The organism is Hamadaea sp. NPDC051192, assembly GCF_040682475.1.
In the GTDB taxonomy this organism is placed as follows: domain Bacteria; phylum Actinomycetota; class Actinomycetes; order Mycobacteriales; family Micromonosporaceae; genus Hamadaea; species Hamadaea flava.
On sequence record NZ_JBFBAZ010000029.1, the window covers coordinates 37,984 to 54,469 of the forward strand.

The window sequence follows — 16,486 nt, forward strand, 5'->3', positions numbered from 1 at the left end:
TCCAGCGCCTGGATCAGGGATCCGGGTCGAATCTTGGACCATGATTCGACCCGGATCCCTGATCCAGCGCCAAAATCGGCGCGGCGGACGTAGCGCGAGCCGTAAAAGTGGGCGGGTCAGGCGGTGCGACGGAGGACGGCAAGGAACATGGCGTCGGTGCCGTGCCGGTGCGGCCACAGCTGCACCGTCGGCCCGCCGCCGAGGCCGGGCATCGGCGGAAGCAGCGGCCGGGCGTCCACGAAGTCCATCGTGGACGGCGAACGACGGGCCGCCTCGACGACGCTGACCTGCGTCTCCACCACGTGCGGCGAGCACGTCACGTACGCGACCAAGCCGCCGGGCCGGACCGCCTGGAAGGCCGCCCCCAGCAGTTCCCGTTGCAGCCGGGTCAGCGGCGGCAGGTCCGACGGCTGGCGGCGCCAGCGGGACTCGGGCCGTCGCCGCAGCGAGCCGAGCCCGGTGCAGGGCGCGTCGACCAGGACGCGGTCGAAGCCGTCGGCCGGTAGCGCGGGATCGCGTCCGACCGCCCGGCCGTCGGTGCAGACCACGTCGGCGGGCAGTCCGCGGACGGCCAGCTCGACGAGGCGAGCCCGATGTGGCTGCACCTCGACGGCGGTCAGCCGGGCGCCTCGTTCGGCCGCCAGCGCGGCCAGCAACCCGGCCTTGCCGCCCGGTCCGGCGCACAGGTCGAGCCAGCGCTCGTCCGAACCTTCCAGCTCCGCGTTGACCAGCGCCGCCGCGACGAGCTGCGAACCTTCGTCCTGCACGTGCGCCCGGCCGTCGCGGATCGCGGCGAGGTCGCCCGGCGCGCCGCCGGACAGGTAGACCGCGTACGGGGAGAACGCTCCGGGCGCGCCGCCGACCTCGTCGGCGAGGTCCACCGCGTCGGCCCGGCCCGGCCGCGCGCACAGGTGCACCGGCGGGCGTTCGTTGTCCTCGGCGAGCAGTTGCGCGGTCTCGGCCAGGTCCCCGCCGAGCGACTCGGAGAACGCCCGCACGATCCACTCCGGATGGCTCCAGGCCGCGGCCAGGTGCGCGATCGGGTCGTCGCCCGCCGGTGGCGCGACCACGCCGACCCATTCGTCGAAGGTCCGTTCGCTCACCCGGCGCAGCACCGCGTTCGCGAAGCCGATCGCCCCCGGTGCCACTTCCCGCACCAGTTCCACCGTCTCGCCGACGGCCGCGTGCGGGGGCACTCTGGTCTGCAGGATCTGGTACGCGCCCAGCCGCAGAGCGTCCCGGGCGGGTGGATCGATGCGGTCGATGTCGCGTCCGGCGGCCTCGGCGAGGATGAGGTCGATGGTGCCCTGACCGCGCAGCGTCCCGTAGGTGATCTCGGTGGCGAAGGCGGCGTCCCGGCCGAACAGCTCCCGGTCGCGCAGGATCTGCGGCAGGACGATGTTTGCGTACGCGCCGTCGCGGTGCACGGCCAGCAGTGCCTCGTACGCGGCCGCGCGGGCGGGGTCGATGGTGCTGCGCCGGCCGCCGCGCCGGGCGGGTGCGGCCCGCATCAGCCGAGCCGTTCTTGCGTGCTGAGGTGCAGACCCCGGGCCCAGTCGGCGGCCCGCATGGCCTTCTTGCCGGCCGCGCGTACCTCCCCGAGGACGACGGGATCGGTCGCTGTGCCGACCAGCACCCGGTTCTTCTCGACCAGCAGGTCACCGGGCTCCAGGCGGGGACCGGCGGGCAACGGGGTGACCGCGCCGAGTTTGAGCCGCTCGTCGCGGTGCAGCGTCCACGCGCCCGGATTCGGGGTGGCCGCCCGGATACGACGGTCGACGGCGAAAGCCGGTTCGGTCCAGTGCACCTGCGCGTCCTCCACGGTGATCTTCGGGGCCAGGGTGATGCCGTCCATCGGCTGCGGGACCGGCGTGACCGCGCCCGCCTCGATCGCGTCCAGCACGCTGACGAGCAGGCCCGCACCGTCGACGGCGAGCCGGCCGAGCAGGTCGCCCGCGGTGTCGGCCGGGCGGATCTTCTCCGCCATCGTGCCGAAGACCGGGCCGGTGTCCAGGCCGGCTTCCAGCTGGAAGACCGACGCGCCGGTGATCTCGTCACCGTGCCAGATCGCGTGCTGCACCGGTGCCGCGCCGCGCCAGGCGGGCAGCAGCGAGAAGTGCAGGTTCACCCAGCCGAACCGGGGGATCTCCAGAGCGGCGGGCGGCACGAGCGCGCCGTACGCCACGACCGGCACACAGTCCGGCGCGATGTCGGCCAGCCGGGCGAGGAACTCCGGATCCCTGGGCCGCTCCGGGGTCAGCACCTCGATCCCGTGGTCGTCGGCCCAGGCGCCGGCGGGGGAGCGCACGACGTGGCGGCCACGGCCGGCCGGCGCGTCGGGGCGGGTCACGACGGCCACCAGTTCGTGGTCCGAGGCGGCCAGGGCGTCCAGGGACGGGAGAGCGACCTCCGGCGTACCGGCGAAGACGAGACGCATCAGTTCAGTCCGCCCTTCAACGACCGAGCCCGAACGGGCTGGGACCGGCTTGGGGGTGGACGGCGTGCGGGCTGACCTTGATCCGGGTGTTCGCCGGGTCGTACCAGTCGGCCCGGCGGATCTCCTTGAGCGCCTTCTTGCGCTCGTCGGTCTCCAGCCGGTCGATGAAGATCACCCCGTCGAGGTGGTCGGTCTCGTGCTGGACGCAGCGGGCCATCATCCCGGTTCCAACGATCTGCAGCGGGTCGCCGGACTCGTTGAAGCCCCGGGCCACCACGTTCTGCCGGCGCTTGGTGTCGAAGTAGAGACCGGGCAGCGACAGGCAGCCCTCCTGGCCGTCCTGCTCCTCGTCGTCCGGGAACTCCAGCACCGGGTTGATCAGATGCCCGACGACGTCGTCCACGTCGAAGGTGAACACGCGCAGGCCGACGCCGATCTGTGGCGCCGCCAGCCCGGCGCCGCCGTTCTTGCGCATCGTCTCCACCAGGTCGCCGACGAGCCGCCGCAGCTCCTTGTCGAAGTCGACCACGGGGTCTGCCGGCGTACGCAGAACCGGGTCGCCGAAGTAGCGGATGGGCTGGACAGTCACGTCGGACGGCTCCTTCGCAGAAACGCGGGTGAAGAACGCGAGTACAAGTGCCCCCAGTCTACGGACTCCGGTACGCCGAGGGCGGAGCGACGAGATGACCTAGGCTGAGCGCGTGACGCCGATCATCGCGCCCAGCCTGCTCGCAGCCGACTTCGCCCGGCTCGCCGAGGCCGCCCAGGCCGTCCACGCCGACGCCGACTGGCTCCACGTCGACGTCATGGACTACCACTTCGTCCCGAACCTGACGATCGGGCTGCCGGTCGTCCAGAGCCTGCGGGCGGCCACCGATCACCCACTGGACTGCCACCTCATGATCGAGGCGCCGGAGCGGTGGGCCGTCGGGTACGCCGAGGCCGGCGCGTACAACGTGAGCTTCCACGTGGAGGCCGCCGCCGACCCGATCGCGCTGGCCAAGAACCTGCGGGCGGCCGGGGCCAAGGCGGGCCTCGCGGTCGACCGGGACACCCCGATCGAGCCCTATCTGGAGCTGCTCCCGCACTTCGACACCCTGCTGATCATGACGATCAAGGCCGGGTTCGGCGGCCAGAAGTTCATGCCGGAGATGCTCGACAAGGTACGCACGGCGCGGCGGCACGCCGACGCCGAAGGCCTGCAGATCCGGGTCGAGGTCGACGGCGGCATCGCCGCGGACACCATCGAGCAGGCGGCCGAGGCCGGCGCGGACGCGTTCGTCGCCGGGACGGCCGTGTTCGGCGCTGTCGACCCGGCTGACGCCTGCCGTCGCCTGCGCGCCCTGGTCAGCTAGCCGACCTCGGAGCAATAGTCAGCTGAGTCGCCTGGCCTGATCCGCCGGTCCGGTACAACCATATGTTCCCAAGATTCGAAGCGGATCACTGATCCGTCCGGCGTGGTCCGCGTAGACTTCGACAACGCCAGTTGGTGCGCGCGAGATAGCATGCACCACAATGGACAGTGGGGTCGGCTTGGGTTTCCCGGGACACGGCGGCGACGCCGAGGTCATCCTGGTCGTCGACGACGACCGTGACATCGTGCGCTTCGTCGAGGTGAACCTGCGCCTGCACGGTTTCGAGGTGATGACCGCCCACGACGGGGAACAGGCCCTCTCGGTGATCGAGCAGCGGCGCCCCGATCTGGTGATCGTGGACCTGATGATGCCCACTTTGGACGGCATCGGGCTGACCCGGCGGCTGCGCGCCGACCCGCTGATGGCGGCGTTGCCCATCATCATGCTGACGGCCCGCGCGATGACCGCCGACAAGGTGCTCGGGCTGTCCGCCGGGGCCGACGACTACCTGGTCAAGCCGTTCGACACGCTGGAACTGGTGGCCCGCGTCCGCTCGACGCTGCGGCGCAACCAGGAATACCGCGAGGTGTCGCCGCTGACCGGACTGCCCGGCAACACCCGCATCCTGCGGGAGATCTCCGACCGGGTACAGAGCGGCTGCGACTACGCGGTCTGCTACATCGACGTCGACCGGTTCAAGACGGTCAACGACGCGTACGGGTTCGGCCGGGGGGACGAGTTCATCACCGCGCTGGCCCGCTCGCTGCACCGGGCGGTCGCCGAGGCCGGCCTGCCGCCGGTGTTCCTCGGCCACGTCGGCGGCGACGACTTCGTCCTCGTGCTCACCCCCGACCAGGTACGCCCGGTGACCACCCGATCGGTCGAGCTGTTCGAGTCGGCCGCCGACGACCTCTACGACCCCGACGCGGCGGCGCGCGGCTATCTGGAGCTGACCGACCGCCGGGGCAACGTGCAGCGGGCCAACCTGGTCACCCTCTCGATCGGGGTCGCGTTGTCGACCGCCCGGCAGTTCGACGATCCCCGTGAGGTGATCGCGGCGGCGTCGGAGATGAAGTCGGTGGCCAAGAGCCAGCCGGGCTCGTTCGTGGCGATCGACCGCCGCCGGATGGACGACGAACCCGACAGCGGCGGCTTCGGCGACTACAGCACCCCGCCGCACGGCATCCCGCTGCCTCGTACGCCCTCCGAGCACGGTGCTGAGCTGTGATCAAGGTATCCCGGGCAGCCCGGGGCTGACCCCGGTCACCGCCCTGCGGGAAGATGTGCCCATGACGGAGGCCACACCCGCCGAGCATGCCGCGATGGCCCGTGCGATCGAACTCGCCGCCCGCGGACTCGGCACGACCAGCCCCAACCCCGTGGTGGGCTGCGTGATCCTGGACAGCTCGGGGGAGGTCGCCGGCGAGGGCTTCCACGCGTACGCGGGCGGCCCGCACGCCGAGATCGTGGCGCTGGCCCAGGCCGGGGAGAAGGCCAAGGGCGGCACGGCGGTGGTGACCCTGGAGCCGTGCAACCACACCGGGCGGACCGGCCCGTGCAGTCAGGCCCTGATCCGGGCCGGGATCGCCCGCGTGGTGATCGCCGTGCTCGACCCGACCGACGCCGCCAAGGGTGGCGCGGAGACCCTCCGGGAATCCGGCGTGCTGGTCGTCTCCGGCGTACGCGAGGCCGAGGCGACCCGGGGCAACGTCATGTGGCTGTCCTCCGTACGCCGCAAGCGCCCGTACGTGATCTGGAAGTTCGCCTCCACGGTGGACGGCCGGTCGGCGGCCGAGGACGGCACGAGCATGTGGATCACGTCCGAGGCCTCCCGGATGGACGTGCACGCGCTGCGGGGCACGGTGGACGCGATCATCGTCGGCGTCGGCACCGTCATCGCCGACGACTCCCGGTTGACCGCTCGCAATCTCCGCGACGGCAGTCTGGCCATCCGGCAACCCCTTCGCGTCGTCGTGGACTCCGTTGGGCGTACCCCCGAGAACGCGAAGGTCAGGGACGGCGCGGCCGCGACCTGGATCGCGACCTCGGCCGAGGTGGGCGCGGATGCCGAGGGGCGCGTGGACCTGGTGGCCCTGATGAGCCGGATGTACGAGCGGGGCGTGCGCAGCGCCCTGCTGGAGGGCGGCCCCACGCTGGCCGGCGCGTTCCTCGCGGCCGGGCTGGTCGACAAGATCGTCGGGTATGTGGCGCCGAAGCTGCTCGGCGGCGGCCCGGCGGCGCTCATGGGCGCCGGTGTGAAGACCATCACCGAGGCGATCGAACTCGATGTCACCGACGTTGATCGGGTTGGACCGGATCTCCGGATCACCGCCGTGCCGAAGAGGGAGAATTAGGCGTGTTCACCGGCATTGTCGAGGAGCTGGGCGAGGTAGTCGAGCTCACCTGGAAGGGCGAAGGCGCACGGCTGGCGATCAAGGGGCCGGTGGTGACCTCCGACGCCGGGCACGGCGACTCGATCGCGGTCAACGGCGTCTGCCTGACCGTCGTGGAGAATCTGGGCGACGTCTTCACCACCGAGGTGATGAAGGAGTCCTTCGACCGCAGCGCGCTCGGCGGCCTGCAGGTCGGCGACCGGGTCAACCTGGAGCGGGCGGTCAAGGTGTCCGACCGGCTCGGCGGGCACATCGTGCAGGGGCACGTCGACGGGGTCGCCACGATCACCGAGCGCGTCCCGGGCGATCTGTGGGAGATCGTCCGGTTCACTCTTCCGGAGGATCTTTCCCGCTATCTCGTGGAGAAGGGCTCCATCACGGTCGACGGAATCTCGCTGACTGTGACTGAGATCTCCGAAGACGCGTTCGCGGTGAGCCTCATTCCCACCACACTGGAAGTGACGACACTGGGCCGTAAGGGCGTCGGTGACCAGGTGAACCTGGAGGTCGACGTGATCGCCAAGTACGTCGAGAAGATGGTGGGCAACGGCGGAGGGAACCGGGCATGACGCTGTCCTCGATCGAGACCGCGATCGCCGAGGTCAAAGCCGGTAAGGCCGTCGTCGTCGTGGACGACGAGGACCGCGAGAACGAAGGCGACCTGATCTTCGCGGCCGAGCTGGCCACGCCCGAGTTGCTCGCCTTCACCGTCCGCTACACCTCCGGCTACATCTGCGCCCCGATCCTGGAGCCCGACGCCGATCGCCTCGACCTGCCGCCGCAGTGGCACACCAACCAGGACCGGCGGGGGACGGCGTACACGGTCACCGTGGACGCCCGGGAAGGCGTGAGCACCGGCATCTCCGCCGCCGACCGCGCGCACACGATCCGGCTGCTCGCCGACCCCGTGACCCGGCCCAGCGACCTGTCCCGTCCCGGGCACGTGGTGCCGCTGCGGGCCAAGTCGGGCGGCGTCCTGCGCCGCCCCGGGCACACCGAGGCCGCCGTGGACCTCGCCACCCTCGCCGGGCTGCGCCCGGCCGGGGTGCTCTGCGAGCTGATCAACGACGACGGCACGATGATGCGGCTGCCCGAGCTGACCGCGTTCGCCCAGGAACACGGGCTGGCCATCATCTCCATCGCCGACCTGATCGAGTACCGGCGGCGGACCGAGCGGCTGGTCGAACGGATCGCCGGCGCCCGACTGCCCACCGAGTACGGCGAGTTCACCGCGGTCGGCTACCGCGCCACCAACGACAACGCCGAGCACATCGCCCTGGTCTTCGGCGAAATCGGCGACGGCGAGGACGTCCTGGTCCGGGTGCACTCCGAGTGCCTGACCGGCGACGTGTTCGCGTCGGTGCGCTGCGACTGCGGACCCCAGCTGCACGCCGCGCTGGAGCGGGTCGCCGAGGAGGGCCGCGGCGTCGTGCTCTACATGCGCGGGCACGAAGGCCGGGGCATCGGGCTGCTGCACAAGCTGCAGGCGTACCAGTTGCAGGACGGCGGCCGCGACACCGTGGACGCCAACCTCGACCTCGGGCTGCCCGCCGACGCCCGCGACTACGGCACCGGCGCGCAGATCCTCTACGACCTCGGCGTACGCACGATGCGCCTGCTCACCAACAACCCGGCCAAGCGCGCCGGGCTGGAAGGCTACGGCCTGTCCATCGTGGGCCGTGAGCCGCTGCCGGTCCGCCCGCACCCGGAGAACCTGCGCTACCTGCAGACCAAGCGGGACCGGATGGGCCACCTGATCGATCTCGAACCGCCGACTGAAGGAGTCGCCTGACATGGCCGGATTCGGCGCGCCCGAGGACAGCGCGGTCGACGCGCACGGGCTGACCCTCGGCATCGTCGCCACCCGCTGGAACGGCGAGCTGGTCGACCAGATGCTCGAGCGGGCGCTCGCGGCCGCCAAGGCCAGCGGGGTCAGCGACGTCGAGGTCCACCGGGTCGCCGGTTCGGTGGAGATCCCGGTGGTCGCGCAGGCGCTCGCCAGCCGCAAGGACGCCGTGGTCGCCCTGGGCGTCGTCGTGCGCGGCGACACCCCGCACTTCGACTACGTCTGCCGCTCGGTCACCGACGGCCTGACCCGCCTCGCGCTCGACGAGCGCACGCCGATCGGCCAGGGCGTGCTCACCGTCAACACGATCGAGCAGGCGCGCGACCGGGCCGGGCTGCCCGGCTCAGGCGAGGACAAGGGCTGGGCGGCCACGATCGCGGCGCTCGACGCCGCGGTCACGCTGCGATCACTGTCTTAGATACGTCACTGGTGTCCGCTCCGCCGGGGGCGTTCACTGGAGGCATGCGGGTTCTCGCGGCTTCACTCGGGCTCGCCCTGCTGGCGGGCTGCACAGCTCCGGCGCCGACACCGTCGGGGTCACCCTCTGCCTCCACCGCGGCGTCCGCGTTGGCGTCCGCCGGCGGGAGCGGCTTGCTTCCCGTCTACTACACGCTTTCCGACCGGGGTACGCCGAAACTAGTGCGCGAATTCCACCGGTTGGCCGTCGCAGCGGACACGCCCGCGGGGAAGACCACCGCGGCGGTGGCGGAGATGTTGCGCCCCAGCGCCCTCGATCCGGACTACCACACGCTGTGGCCGGCGGGCGTACGCGTCACCGGCAGCTCGGTCGACGGCGACGTGGTCACGGTGGACCTCACGGGCCTCACCAGCGGCGTGGGCGCCGAGGCGGAAGGTCAGGCCGTCCAGCAGCTCGTCTGGACCGCCACCGCGAACTCCGGGGCGTCTCGCGTACGCATCCGGGTGGACGGCGCCACCGTGGAGACCGTCTTCGGCCACATCTCCGTCAAAGACCCGGTACGCCGAGCCGAGGCGGTCGACACCCTGCACCTGGTCTGGGTGATCTCCCCGCAGCAGGGCGAGACCGTCGGCCGTGACGTCACCCTGCACCTGGCCGGGATCGTCTTCGAGAACACCCTCAACTACGAGATCCTGCGGGACGGCAAGGTCGTCCAGCACGAGGTCGTCACCCTCGAACCCGGACATCCGGCGATGGGGGAGAAGAAGGTGACGGTGCGGTTGTCGCCGGGCTCCTACGTCGTGCGGGCCTACGAGATCTCGATGGCCGACAGCAGCCGTCAGCACGTCGACAACCACACCTTCACCGTGAGCTAGAGCTCGGCGCCGCTCCCGATCGGGATGCGGGAGTACGCCGTCTGGCCCTTCATCTCCATCCACCGGTCGAACCCGGCGAAGCCGATGTCCTCGGAGAACATCCGGTCGTGGATCGGGTGCGCCCGCTTCGGGGCGACCGCCCGGACGAAGTCCAGCGCCTCCCGCAGCTTGAGCCACGGCGCGGAGGCCGGCACGAGCAGCACGCCGACCTCGGCCTCGGGCACGAACAGGGCGTCACCGGGGTGGTAGAGCGCCCCGGACGAGGTCCCGACGAGGTAGCCGACGTTGGCGCAGCCCGGCAGGCCCTCGTAGATCTCGGCGTGCTCGCCGCCGACCACGGTGACGTCGAACCCGGCGGCGGTGAACGTGTCGCCGGTCGCCACGGTGGTCACCGCGTCGCCCATCTTCTCGCGCAGCTCGCCGGCGATCAGCTCGGGCGCGAAGACCCGCACGTCCTGCTGGGCCAGCCGCTCCGCGTCGACGTGATCGTGGTGCTCATGGGTGATGAGGACGTCGGTGACACCCTCGAAGACCTCCGGCTCCGACCACACGCCGGGGTCGATCAGCAACGTCCGGTCGCCGTCGTGCAGGCGTACGCAGGCGTGCGTGAACTTGATCAACTGCATGGTTTCGAGCGTACGCCGTTCTCGCTCCGTGGAACCCGTCACGTCCAGGGTCGCGGTCGTGATCGCATCGGGCAGAATTGCGGGCGTGAAGACGTTCGAGGAGCTCTTCGAGGAGCTGCGGGCGAAGGTCGCCGCCGGTGACCCCGCGTCGGGCACGGTCAAGGCCGTCCAGGGTGGGGTGCACTCGGTCGGCAAGAAGGTGGTCGAGGAGGCCGCCGAGGCGTGGATGGCCGCCGAGCATGAGGGGCCAGAACGCGCCGCCGAGGAGATCTCGCAGCTGCTCTACCAGGCTCAGGTGCTGATGCTCGCGACCGGGATCGAGCTGAAGGACGTCTACCGACATCTCTAGATCGGGTTTGTCCGTCCGTTCCAGACACCGATCTTGAGGAATCTTCAGAATGCTGCGCATCGCCGTGCCCAACAAGGGCACCCTGTCCAAGCCCGCCATCGAGATGCTGCGTGAGGCGGGCTACCGCCAGCGCACCGACGACCGCGACCTCGCCTGCCTCGACACCGACAACGACATCGAGTTCTTCTACCTGCGTCCGCGCGACATCGCGACCTACGTCGGCTCCGGCGACCTCGACCTGGGCATCACCGGCCAGGACCTGCTCGTCGACGGCGGCACCCCGGTCGAGCAGCTGCTGGAGCTGGGCTTCGCCGGGGCCACCTTCCGATTCGCCGCCCCGCAGGGCACCGTCGCCGACCTCGGCTCGCTCGACGGCAAGCGCATCGCCACGGCGTACCCGGGGCTGGTCGAGCGCTACCTGGAGGAGCGCGACATCAAGGCGCGCGTCGTCGAGCTGGACGGCGCGGTCGAGAACGCCGTACGCCTCGGCGTCGCCGACCTGATCGCCGACGTCGTCGCGACCGGGGCCACGCTCCGGCAGGCCGGACTCGTCCCCATCGGCGACCCGATCATGGTCTCCGAGGCGGCGCTGATCCACCGGACCGGCGACGACCCCGCCCAGCCGCCGGTCGCCCAGCTGCTGCGGCGGCTGCAGGGCGTCCTGGTCGCCCGGCGCTACGTCATGCTCGCCTACGACTGCCGGGCCGACCGGCTCGACGAGGCGGTCGCGCTGACCCCCGGCATCGAGTCGCCGACGGTCTCCCCGTTGCACCGCGAGGGCTGGGTCGCCGTGCAGGCGATGGTCCAGCGGGCCGGGATGCACCGGATCATGGACGAGCTCTACGACATCGGCGCCCGGGCCATCCTGGTCACCGACATCCACGCCTGCCGCCTCTAACCCCCACCTGCTCCCGCCCCCCACGCGCTCGCTCCGCTCGCCCCCCAACCCGCTCGCTCCGCTCGCCCCCGCTCCCTGCCCGTTGATCATGGAGTTAACTGTGGTCTCGACGGCGTGTCGAGGGTGCAAACCCCATGATCAACGGCGAGCGGACGGGGCGGCGAACAGCGAGCGGCGGTGAGCGGACAGCGCGGTGGGCGGGGCGGGCGAGCGGCGCGAGCAGGGCGGTCAGGAAGCGGGTTTCATGAGCTGGCTCATCAGTTGCTGAAGGTCGGTGGCCTGCGGCAGCTGGCCGTCCGGCGTCGCCGAGTTGACCAGCTGCGGCAGCACTTCGGCGAGGTCGTGCGCGGCCACTTCAGGTGAGACGCCGGCCGAGGCCGCCGCCGAGTTGATGTTGTCCGTGCCGAGCGCCTGGGCCACCTGGCTGCCGGTCACCGGGGCGTTCTGCCCGGTGCCGACCCACGAGGTGGTCTGGTCGCCGAGGCCGCCTTGGCTGAGCTGTTCCAGCAGACCGGACAGCTGCGTACCCTGGCCCTGCTGGCCGCCCATCTTGCCCATCAGACTGGTGAGCAGCTGGCGTACGGTCGGGTCGCTGAGCAGCTTCATGATCTGGTTCACATCGATTGCCATGCCCGTCATTCTGCGCAAAAGCCGCATTGTGTGCCGTCGCTTCCGGCGAACCGCCCCGCAGCGGCGTACGCCGTGCTAAGTGGCAGGATGGACGCCGTGGCAGCAGCGGAGACGGTGATGATCGACGTCCGGCCCAAGCGCGTACGCGTGGTGGCGTGGGTCGCGGCGGTCGCGATCCTGGCGGTGTTCGCCGCGGTGGCGACCGCGCTGACCGGGTCGATCGGCGAGGGCAACGCGGTGTTCCGCCCGGGTGACCAGGCCGCCATGATCGGCCTCGGGGTCTGCGGCGCGCTGGCCGCGCTCGCCTTCGGCCGTCCCCGGGTCTGGGGCACCGAGCAGGGCATCCGCGTCCGCAACGTGTTCGCGACCTATGAGCTGCCGTGGAACGTCGTCCGGGCGATCCGGTTCGACCATGGGCACCCGTGGGCGCAGCTGGAGCTGCAGGACGACGACACGGTGTCGGTCCTGGCCATCCAGGCGGTCGACAAGGAGCACGCCCTCGTCGCCGTACGCGGACTGCGCAGCCTCCACGCGGCGCACGCCACCGCAGCGGCGAGTACTCCCGATTCGCGGTCCTGAACGCTGCCTGGTAAAGTTGGCGAGTCGACCTTGCCGACGCTCGCATCACCCTCGGGTGATCCGGGTAGCTCAGCCGCCGAGTGGCAGCAGAGCAGTCGGCCACAAAGCGGAGCGCCTGCTCCCACCCGGTCACCTTGAGTGAATCGGGTCCGGTCACCGGCCTCGGGCCGCCGTCCGCGCGACGGTAGCCGCCGAAGGTCCGGGTCGTACGCCTGACAGCGTGCGTGGACCGGTCGAGCGGGCCCTGGCATGCGCCGGGGCCTTCTGCTTTGGGCCACCGGGACACGGCGCGAGCCCGCTCGGTGGCGCACAAAGACACGGTCCACGCCTTCGCACCCGCGAGGGAGCGGACGCCGAAGGTCGGCACGGACACTAGTTTGGAGGAGGCCACATCAGCGTCGAGCCACGCGTCAACGATCAGATCAGGGCACGTGAGGTCCGTCTGGTCGGCCCTGAGGGTGAGCAGGTCGGCATCGTTCCGATCGAGCGCGCCCTGCAGTTGGCCGCCGACGTCGATCTGGATCTGGTCGAGGTCGCGCCGATGGCCCGCCCGCCCGTCTGCAAGCTCATGGACTTCGGCAAGTTCAAGTACGAGAGCGCGCTCAAGGCGAGGGAAGCCCGGCGTAACCAGCAGCAGACCATCATCAAGGAGATGAAGCTGCGTCCGAAGATCGACCAGCACGACTACGAGACCAAGAAAGGTCACGTCGTGCGCTTCCTCAAGGCCGGGGACAAGGTCAAGGTGACCATCATGTTCCGCGGCCGGGAGCAGAGCCGCCCGGAGCTGGGCTACCGCCTCCTGCGCCGGCTTGAGGAAGAGGTCTCGGAACTGGGCTTCGTCGAGGCCGCCCCGAAGCAGGACGGCCGAAACATGATCATGGTGCTCGCACCGAACCGTGCGACCAAGGCCATTGTCCGCGGCGCGAAGTCCGACGAGGACGCGCCGGCCGAGGCCGACGAAGCAGTACAGCCGGCCGCCGAGGGCTGACCAGCCCGATGGCGGGCCGCCAGAGCACCGTACATAGCTATATCAGGGGAGATACTTCGCAATGCCGAAGATGAAGAGCCACACCGGCATGGGCAAGCGGGTCAAGGTGACCGGCACCGGCAAGATCATGCGTCAGCAGACCGGCCTGCGCCACCGCCTCGAGGTGAAGGCGTCCAAGGAGACGCGCAGCCTCAGCGGGACCGTCGAGGTCGCCAAGAACGACCTGCCCCGCGTCAAGAAGATGCTCGGCCGCTGACGCGCGCCACGACGAACTGAAGGAGTAGATCGACATGGCACGCGTCAAGCGGGCGGTCAACGCCCAGAAGAAGCGCCGTACCCTGCTGGAGGCCGCGAGCGGCTACCGCGGCCAGCGCTCCCGGCTCTACCGCAAGGCCAAGGAGCAGGTACTGCACTCGATGCAGTACGCGTACCGCGACCGTCGTGACCGCAAGGGCGACTTCCGCCAGCTGTGGATCACCCGGATCAACGCGGCCGCCCGCGCCAACGGGATGACCTACAACCGCCTCATCCAGGGCCTCAAGCTCGCTGAGGTGGAGGTCGACCGCAAGATCCTGGCCGACCTCGCCGTGCACGACGAGGCTGCGTTCGCCGCCATCGTCGACGTCGCGCGCAAGGCCGTCGCGGCACAGGCTCAGGCCTGAGCGACACCATGACGACGGGGGGTGCGCCGTTCACTCGGCGTACCCCCCGCGTCGTGTCCGCGGTCAAGCTTCAGCGCCGCAAGGACCGCGAGGCCCAGGGCGCCTTCCTCGCCGAGGGGCCGCAGGCGGTCGCCTCGGCGCTTTCCTCCGGAGTGGTACGCGAGATCTTCGCGACCGCCGATCGCATAGCGGATTACCCGGGCGCGTCCCTCGTGGCCGACGACGCCATGGCCGCCCTGTCGGAGACCGTTCAGCCGCAGGGCGTCGTCGCCGTCTGCGATCTCCTCGACGTCCCGCTGGCCGACGCGCTCGCCAAGGAACCCCGCCTCGTCGCGGTGGTGTTGGAGATCCGCGATCCCGGCAACGCCGGGACGATCCTGCGTACGGCGGACGCGGCGGGCGCGCAGACCGTGATCTTCGCCGGTGACGCCGTCGACCCGTACAACGGCAAATGCGTACGCGCCAGCGCGGGCAGTCTGTTCCATGTGGACGTCGTGCGGGAACGCGACTGGTCGGCGCTGTTCTCCCAGTTGCGCGAGGCCGGCCTGCAGACGCTGGCCACGAGCGGGTACGCCGCTCGCGACCTCGACGACCTCGCGGACACCGGTCGCCTCGCTGGGCGTACCGCCTGGATCTTCGGATCGGAGGCCCACGGACTGCCGGACGCCGCGTTGAGCGAGTCCGACGAGGCTGTGCGAGTGCCGATCTACGGCGGCGCGGAAAGCCTGAACCTGGCAGCCGCCGCCGCGGTGTGCCTGTACGCCTCCGCGCGCGCTCAGCGCTCATGATGGTGGGATGGCACCCCTCGCCGGTTTCGGTACCGCGGTCATCCTGTTGATCATCGGCCTCGGCCTGTTGTTCGCCCGGCACGTGTTCCGGCTCTACACCGGGCTGGCCGTCCTCGTGATCGCGCTCGTCGCGGGCGCGCTCGCCGGGGTTTCCGCGCAGCAGGCGGTGATCGCGGCCGCGCTGCTCGTCGGGGCGATCCTGATCGCGGGCGTCGGCGCGGTCGCCTCCGTCGCCCTCCTGGCCCGCCGCCCCTAACCCCCGCCGCCCTCCGCTCGCCGCTCGCCACCCGACGCTTCGCCGCGTTGATCATGGAGTTAACTGTGGTCTGGGCGGTGTGTCGCAGCTGTGAAGTCCATGATCAACGCGACGGGTCGCCCGGAGAGCGGGCGGGCGGCGGGTTGGGTAGGATGGCGGCGTGCGCATGACCACCTCCTTTAGCCGGCCCGCTGGTAGCGGGCGGCTGGGCTGAGCGCACTTTCCTCCTCCAGCGAGCACCGGCGGGCGGCGACCGAGTCGCGAGTCCCTAAACTGTTCGGGTTGCCGCATCTGGAGATCTGATGACTTACCGCTCTGACCCGTACGACCCCAAGCAGGTCGCGTTGCTCGATTCCGACGCGCTGGACGCCGCCGTGGCCGAGGCGGGCCGGGCGTTCGCGGACGCCGCCGACCTCGACGCGCTGGCCGCGCTGAAGTCTGTCCACCTGGGCGACCGCGCCCCGGTTTCGTTGGCCCGCCGGGAGATCGGCGCGCTGCCCCCGGCCGCGAAGGCGTCGGCCGGCCAGCGGGTGAACGCCGCCCGCACCGCCGTTCAGGCCGCTTTCGACGCGCGCCAGGAAGTGCTCACCGCCGAGCAGGCCGAGCGCGTGCTGCGGGAGGAACGCGTCGACGTGACGCTGCCCGCCGACCGGCGTCCCCGGGGCGCCCGGCATCCGCTGACCACGCTGATGGAGCGGGTCGGCGACATGTTCGTCGGGATGGGTTACGAGATCGCCGAAGGACCTGAGGTCGAGTTGGAGTGGGCGAACTTCGACGCCCTCAACATCCCGGCCGACCACCCCGCCCGGGGCCTGATGGACACGTTCTGGGTGCAGGGCGCGGGCGAGGCCACCGAGTCCGGCCTGGTGCTGCGTACGCACACCTCGCCGGTGCAGGCCCGCACGATGCTGTCGCGCAAGCCGCCGATCTACGTCGTCGTGCCCGGCCGGGTCTATCGCACCGACGAACTCGACGCGACGCATTCGCCGGTGTTCCACCAGGTCGAGGGCCTGGTCGTGGACAAGGGCATCACCATGGCGCACCTGAAGGGGACGCTGGACCACTTCGCGCGGGCCATGTTCGGCCCCGACGCGCGGACGCGCTGGCGGCCGCACTACTTCCCGTTCACCGAGCCGTCGGCCGAGTTCGACGTGTGGTTCGCCGAGCACCGCGACGGCCCGCAGTGGGTCGAGTGGGGCGGTTGCGGCATGGTCAACCCGAACGTGCTGCGGGCCTGTGGGATCGATCCCGACGTCTACTCCGGTTTCGCGTTCGGCATGGGGATCGACCGTACGCTGATGTTCCGCAACGGGGTGTCCGACATGCGGGATATGTTCGAGGGCGATGTGCGGTTCACCCGCGCGTTCGGCATGGAGGTGCACTGAG

Annotated in this window: 20 protein-coding genes and 1 pseudogene; 16 read left to right on the forward strand and 5 right to left on the reverse strand. The window is 70.8% G+C overall.

Annotated elements, in window-relative coordinates; translation table 11 throughout:
• Positions 1-116: 116 nt before the first annotated feature.
• The 3 genes from AB0M47_RS15240 to def are packed head-to-tail and all read right to left on the reverse strand — an operon-like array spanning position 117 to position 3,026.
• Positions 117-1,511 (reverse strand): transcription antitermination factor NusB, encoded by a 1,395-nt coding sequence (locus AB0M47_RS15240; RefSeq protein WP_363413117.1) that lies wholly within the window; start codon positions 1,509-1,511, stop codon positions 117-119.
• A complete protein-coding gene (gene fmt / locus AB0M47_RS15245) occupies positions 1,511-2,437 on the reverse strand; it encodes a methionyl-tRNA formyltransferase (protein WP_363413119.1) in 927 nt (308 codons plus the stop codon). Before fmt ends, AB0M47_RS15240 begins: the two co-directional genes overlap by 1 nt.
• Before the next feature lie 16 nt (positions 2,438-2,453).
• Positions 2,454-3,026 (reverse strand): peptide deformylase, encoded by a 573-nt coding sequence (gene def / locus AB0M47_RS15250; protein ID WP_363413121.1) that lies wholly within the window; start codon positions 3,024-3,026, stop codon positions 2,454-2,456.
• A 112-nt stretch (positions 3,027-3,138) separates the two neighbouring features.
• Between def and rpe the strand changes: the two genes are divergently transcribed.
• The 7 genes and pseudogenes from rpe to AB0M47_RS15285 all read left to right on the forward strand — a co-directional run bounded on the left by rpe (position 3,139) and on the right by AB0M47_RS15285 (position 9,324).
• Positions 3,139-3,792, forward strand: coding sequence for a ribulose-phosphate 3-epimerase (gene rpe, locus AB0M47_RS15255; protein ID WP_363413123.1), 654 nt, complete (start codon positions 3,139-3,141; stop codon positions 3,790-3,792).
• A gap of 160 nt (positions 3,793-3,952) precedes the next feature.
• A pseudogene (locus AB0M47_RS15260) lies at positions 3,953-4,918 on the forward strand (response regulator); the annotation flags it as partial.
• Positions 4,919-5,081: 163 nt separating this feature from the next.
• Positions 5,082-6,146, forward strand: a complete 1,065-nt coding sequence (ribD, locus tag AB0M47_RS15265; protein ID WP_363413125.1) for a bifunctional diaminohydroxyphosphoribosylaminopyrimidine deaminase/5-amino-6-(5-phosphoribosylamino)uracil reductase RibD — start codon at positions 5,082-5,084, stop codon at positions 6,144-6,146.
• Between the two features lie 2 nt (positions 6,147-6,148).
• Positions 6,149-6,754, forward strand: a complete 606-nt coding sequence (locus AB0M47_RS15270; RefSeq protein WP_253762256.1) for a riboflavin synthase — start codon at positions 6,149-6,151, stop codon at positions 6,752-6,754.
• Entirely contained in the window at positions 6,751-7,977 is a 1,227-nt protein-coding gene (locus AB0M47_RS15275; RefSeq protein WP_363413127.1) for a bifunctional 3,4-dihydroxy-2-butanone-4-phosphate synthase/GTP cyclohydrolase II, read from the forward strand. The genes AB0M47_RS15270 and AB0M47_RS15275 overlap by 4 nt, the downstream gene beginning before the upstream one ends.
• Position 7,978: 1 nt before the next feature.
• Positions 7,979-8,449 carry a 6,7-dimethyl-8-ribityllumazine synthase gene (gene ribH, locus AB0M47_RS15280; RefSeq protein ID WP_363413129.1) on the forward strand — a complete coding sequence of 157 codons (471 nt, stop codon included), beginning with the start codon at positions 7,979-7,981 and terminating at the stop codon, positions 8,447-8,449.
• 44 nt (positions 8,450-8,493) lie between these two features.
• Entirely contained in the window at positions 8,494-9,324 is an 831-nt protein-coding gene (locus AB0M47_RS15285; RefSeq protein WP_363413131.1) for a GerMN domain-containing protein, read from the forward strand.
• Here AB0M47_RS15285 and AB0M47_RS15290 read toward each other — a convergent pair.
• Positions 9,321-9,950 carry an MBL fold metallo-hydrolase gene (locus AB0M47_RS15290; RefSeq protein WP_363413133.1) on the reverse strand — a complete coding sequence of 210 codons (630 nt, stop codon included), beginning with the start codon at positions 9,948-9,950 and terminating at the stop codon, positions 9,321-9,323. The two genes, AB0M47_RS15285 and AB0M47_RS15290, sit on opposite strands and share 4 nt — an antisense overlap.
• A gap of 85 nt (positions 9,951-10,035) precedes the next feature.
• Between AB0M47_RS15290 and AB0M47_RS15295 the strand changes: the two genes are divergently transcribed.
• Both AB0M47_RS15295 and hisG read left to right on the forward strand, forming a co-directional pair.
• Positions 10,036-10,299 (forward strand): phosphoribosyl-ATP diphosphatase, encoded by a 264-nt coding sequence (locus tag AB0M47_RS15295; RefSeq protein ID WP_363413135.1) that lies wholly within the window; start codon positions 10,036-10,038, stop codon positions 10,297-10,299.
• Positions 10,300-10,348: 49 nt separating this feature from the next.
• Positions 10,349-11,197 carry an ATP phosphoribosyltransferase gene (gene hisG / locus AB0M47_RS15300; protein ID WP_363413137.1) on the forward strand — a complete coding sequence of 283 codons (849 nt, stop codon included), beginning with the start codon at positions 10,349-10,351 and terminating at the stop codon, positions 11,195-11,197.
• 228 nt (positions 11,198-11,425) lie between these two features.
• Here the strand turns inward: hisG and AB0M47_RS15305 are convergent, their stop codons facing one another.
• Complete coding sequence (locus tag AB0M47_RS15305) at positions 11,426-11,827, reverse strand: YidB family protein (protein WP_363413139.1); 402 nt, start codon at positions 11,825-11,827, stop codon at positions 11,426-11,428.
• Between the two features lie 117 nt (positions 11,828-11,944).
• Here AB0M47_RS15305 and AB0M47_RS15310 point away from each other — a divergent pair, with 117 nt between their 5' ends.
• The 7 genes from AB0M47_RS15310 (at position 11,945) to pheS (ending at position 16,485) form a co-directional block, all read left to right on the forward strand.
• Positions 11,945-12,406 (forward strand): PH domain-containing protein, encoded by a 462-nt coding sequence (locus AB0M47_RS15310; protein WP_363413193.1) that lies wholly within the window; start codon positions 11,945-11,947, stop codon positions 12,404-12,406.
• A gap of 391 nt (positions 12,407-12,797) precedes the next feature.
• Complete coding sequence (gene infC / locus AB0M47_RS15315; protein ID WP_308197843.1) at positions 12,798-13,394, forward strand: translation initiation factor IF-3; 597 nt, start codon at positions 12,798-12,800, stop codon at positions 13,392-13,394.
• Between the two features lie 61 nt (positions 13,395-13,455).
• The gene (gene rpmI / locus AB0M47_RS15320) at positions 13,456-13,650 is read left to right on the forward strand and encodes a 50S ribosomal protein L35 (protein WP_253762263.1); all 195 of its coding nucleotides are present in this window, start codon (positions 13,456-13,458) and stop codon (positions 13,648-13,650) included.
• A gap of 34 nt (positions 13,651-13,684) precedes the next feature.
• Positions 13,685-14,056, forward strand: a complete 372-nt coding sequence (gene rplT, locus AB0M47_RS15325) for a 50S ribosomal protein L20 (protein ID WP_253762264.1) — start codon at positions 13,685-13,687, stop codon at positions 14,054-14,056.
• Positions 14,057-14,064: 8 nt separating this feature from the next.
• Positions 14,065-14,844: an RNA methyltransferase gene (locus AB0M47_RS15330; protein ID WP_363413142.1), complete on the forward strand. Its 780-nt coding sequence runs from the start codon at positions 14,065-14,067 to the stop codon at positions 14,842-14,844.
• Positions 14,845-14,851: 7 nt separating this feature from the next.
• Positions 14,852-15,100: a hypothetical protein gene (locus AB0M47_RS15335; RefSeq protein WP_253762266.1), complete on the forward strand. Its 249-nt coding sequence runs from the start codon at positions 14,852-14,854 to the stop codon at positions 15,098-15,100.
• Between the two features lie 302 nt (positions 15,101-15,402).
• Positions 15,403-16,485: a phenylalanine--tRNA ligase subunit alpha gene (gene pheS / locus AB0M47_RS15340; protein WP_253762267.1), complete on the forward strand. Its 1,083-nt coding sequence runs from the start codon at positions 15,403-15,405 to the stop codon at positions 16,483-16,485.
• Position 16,486: the final 1 nt, after the last annotated feature.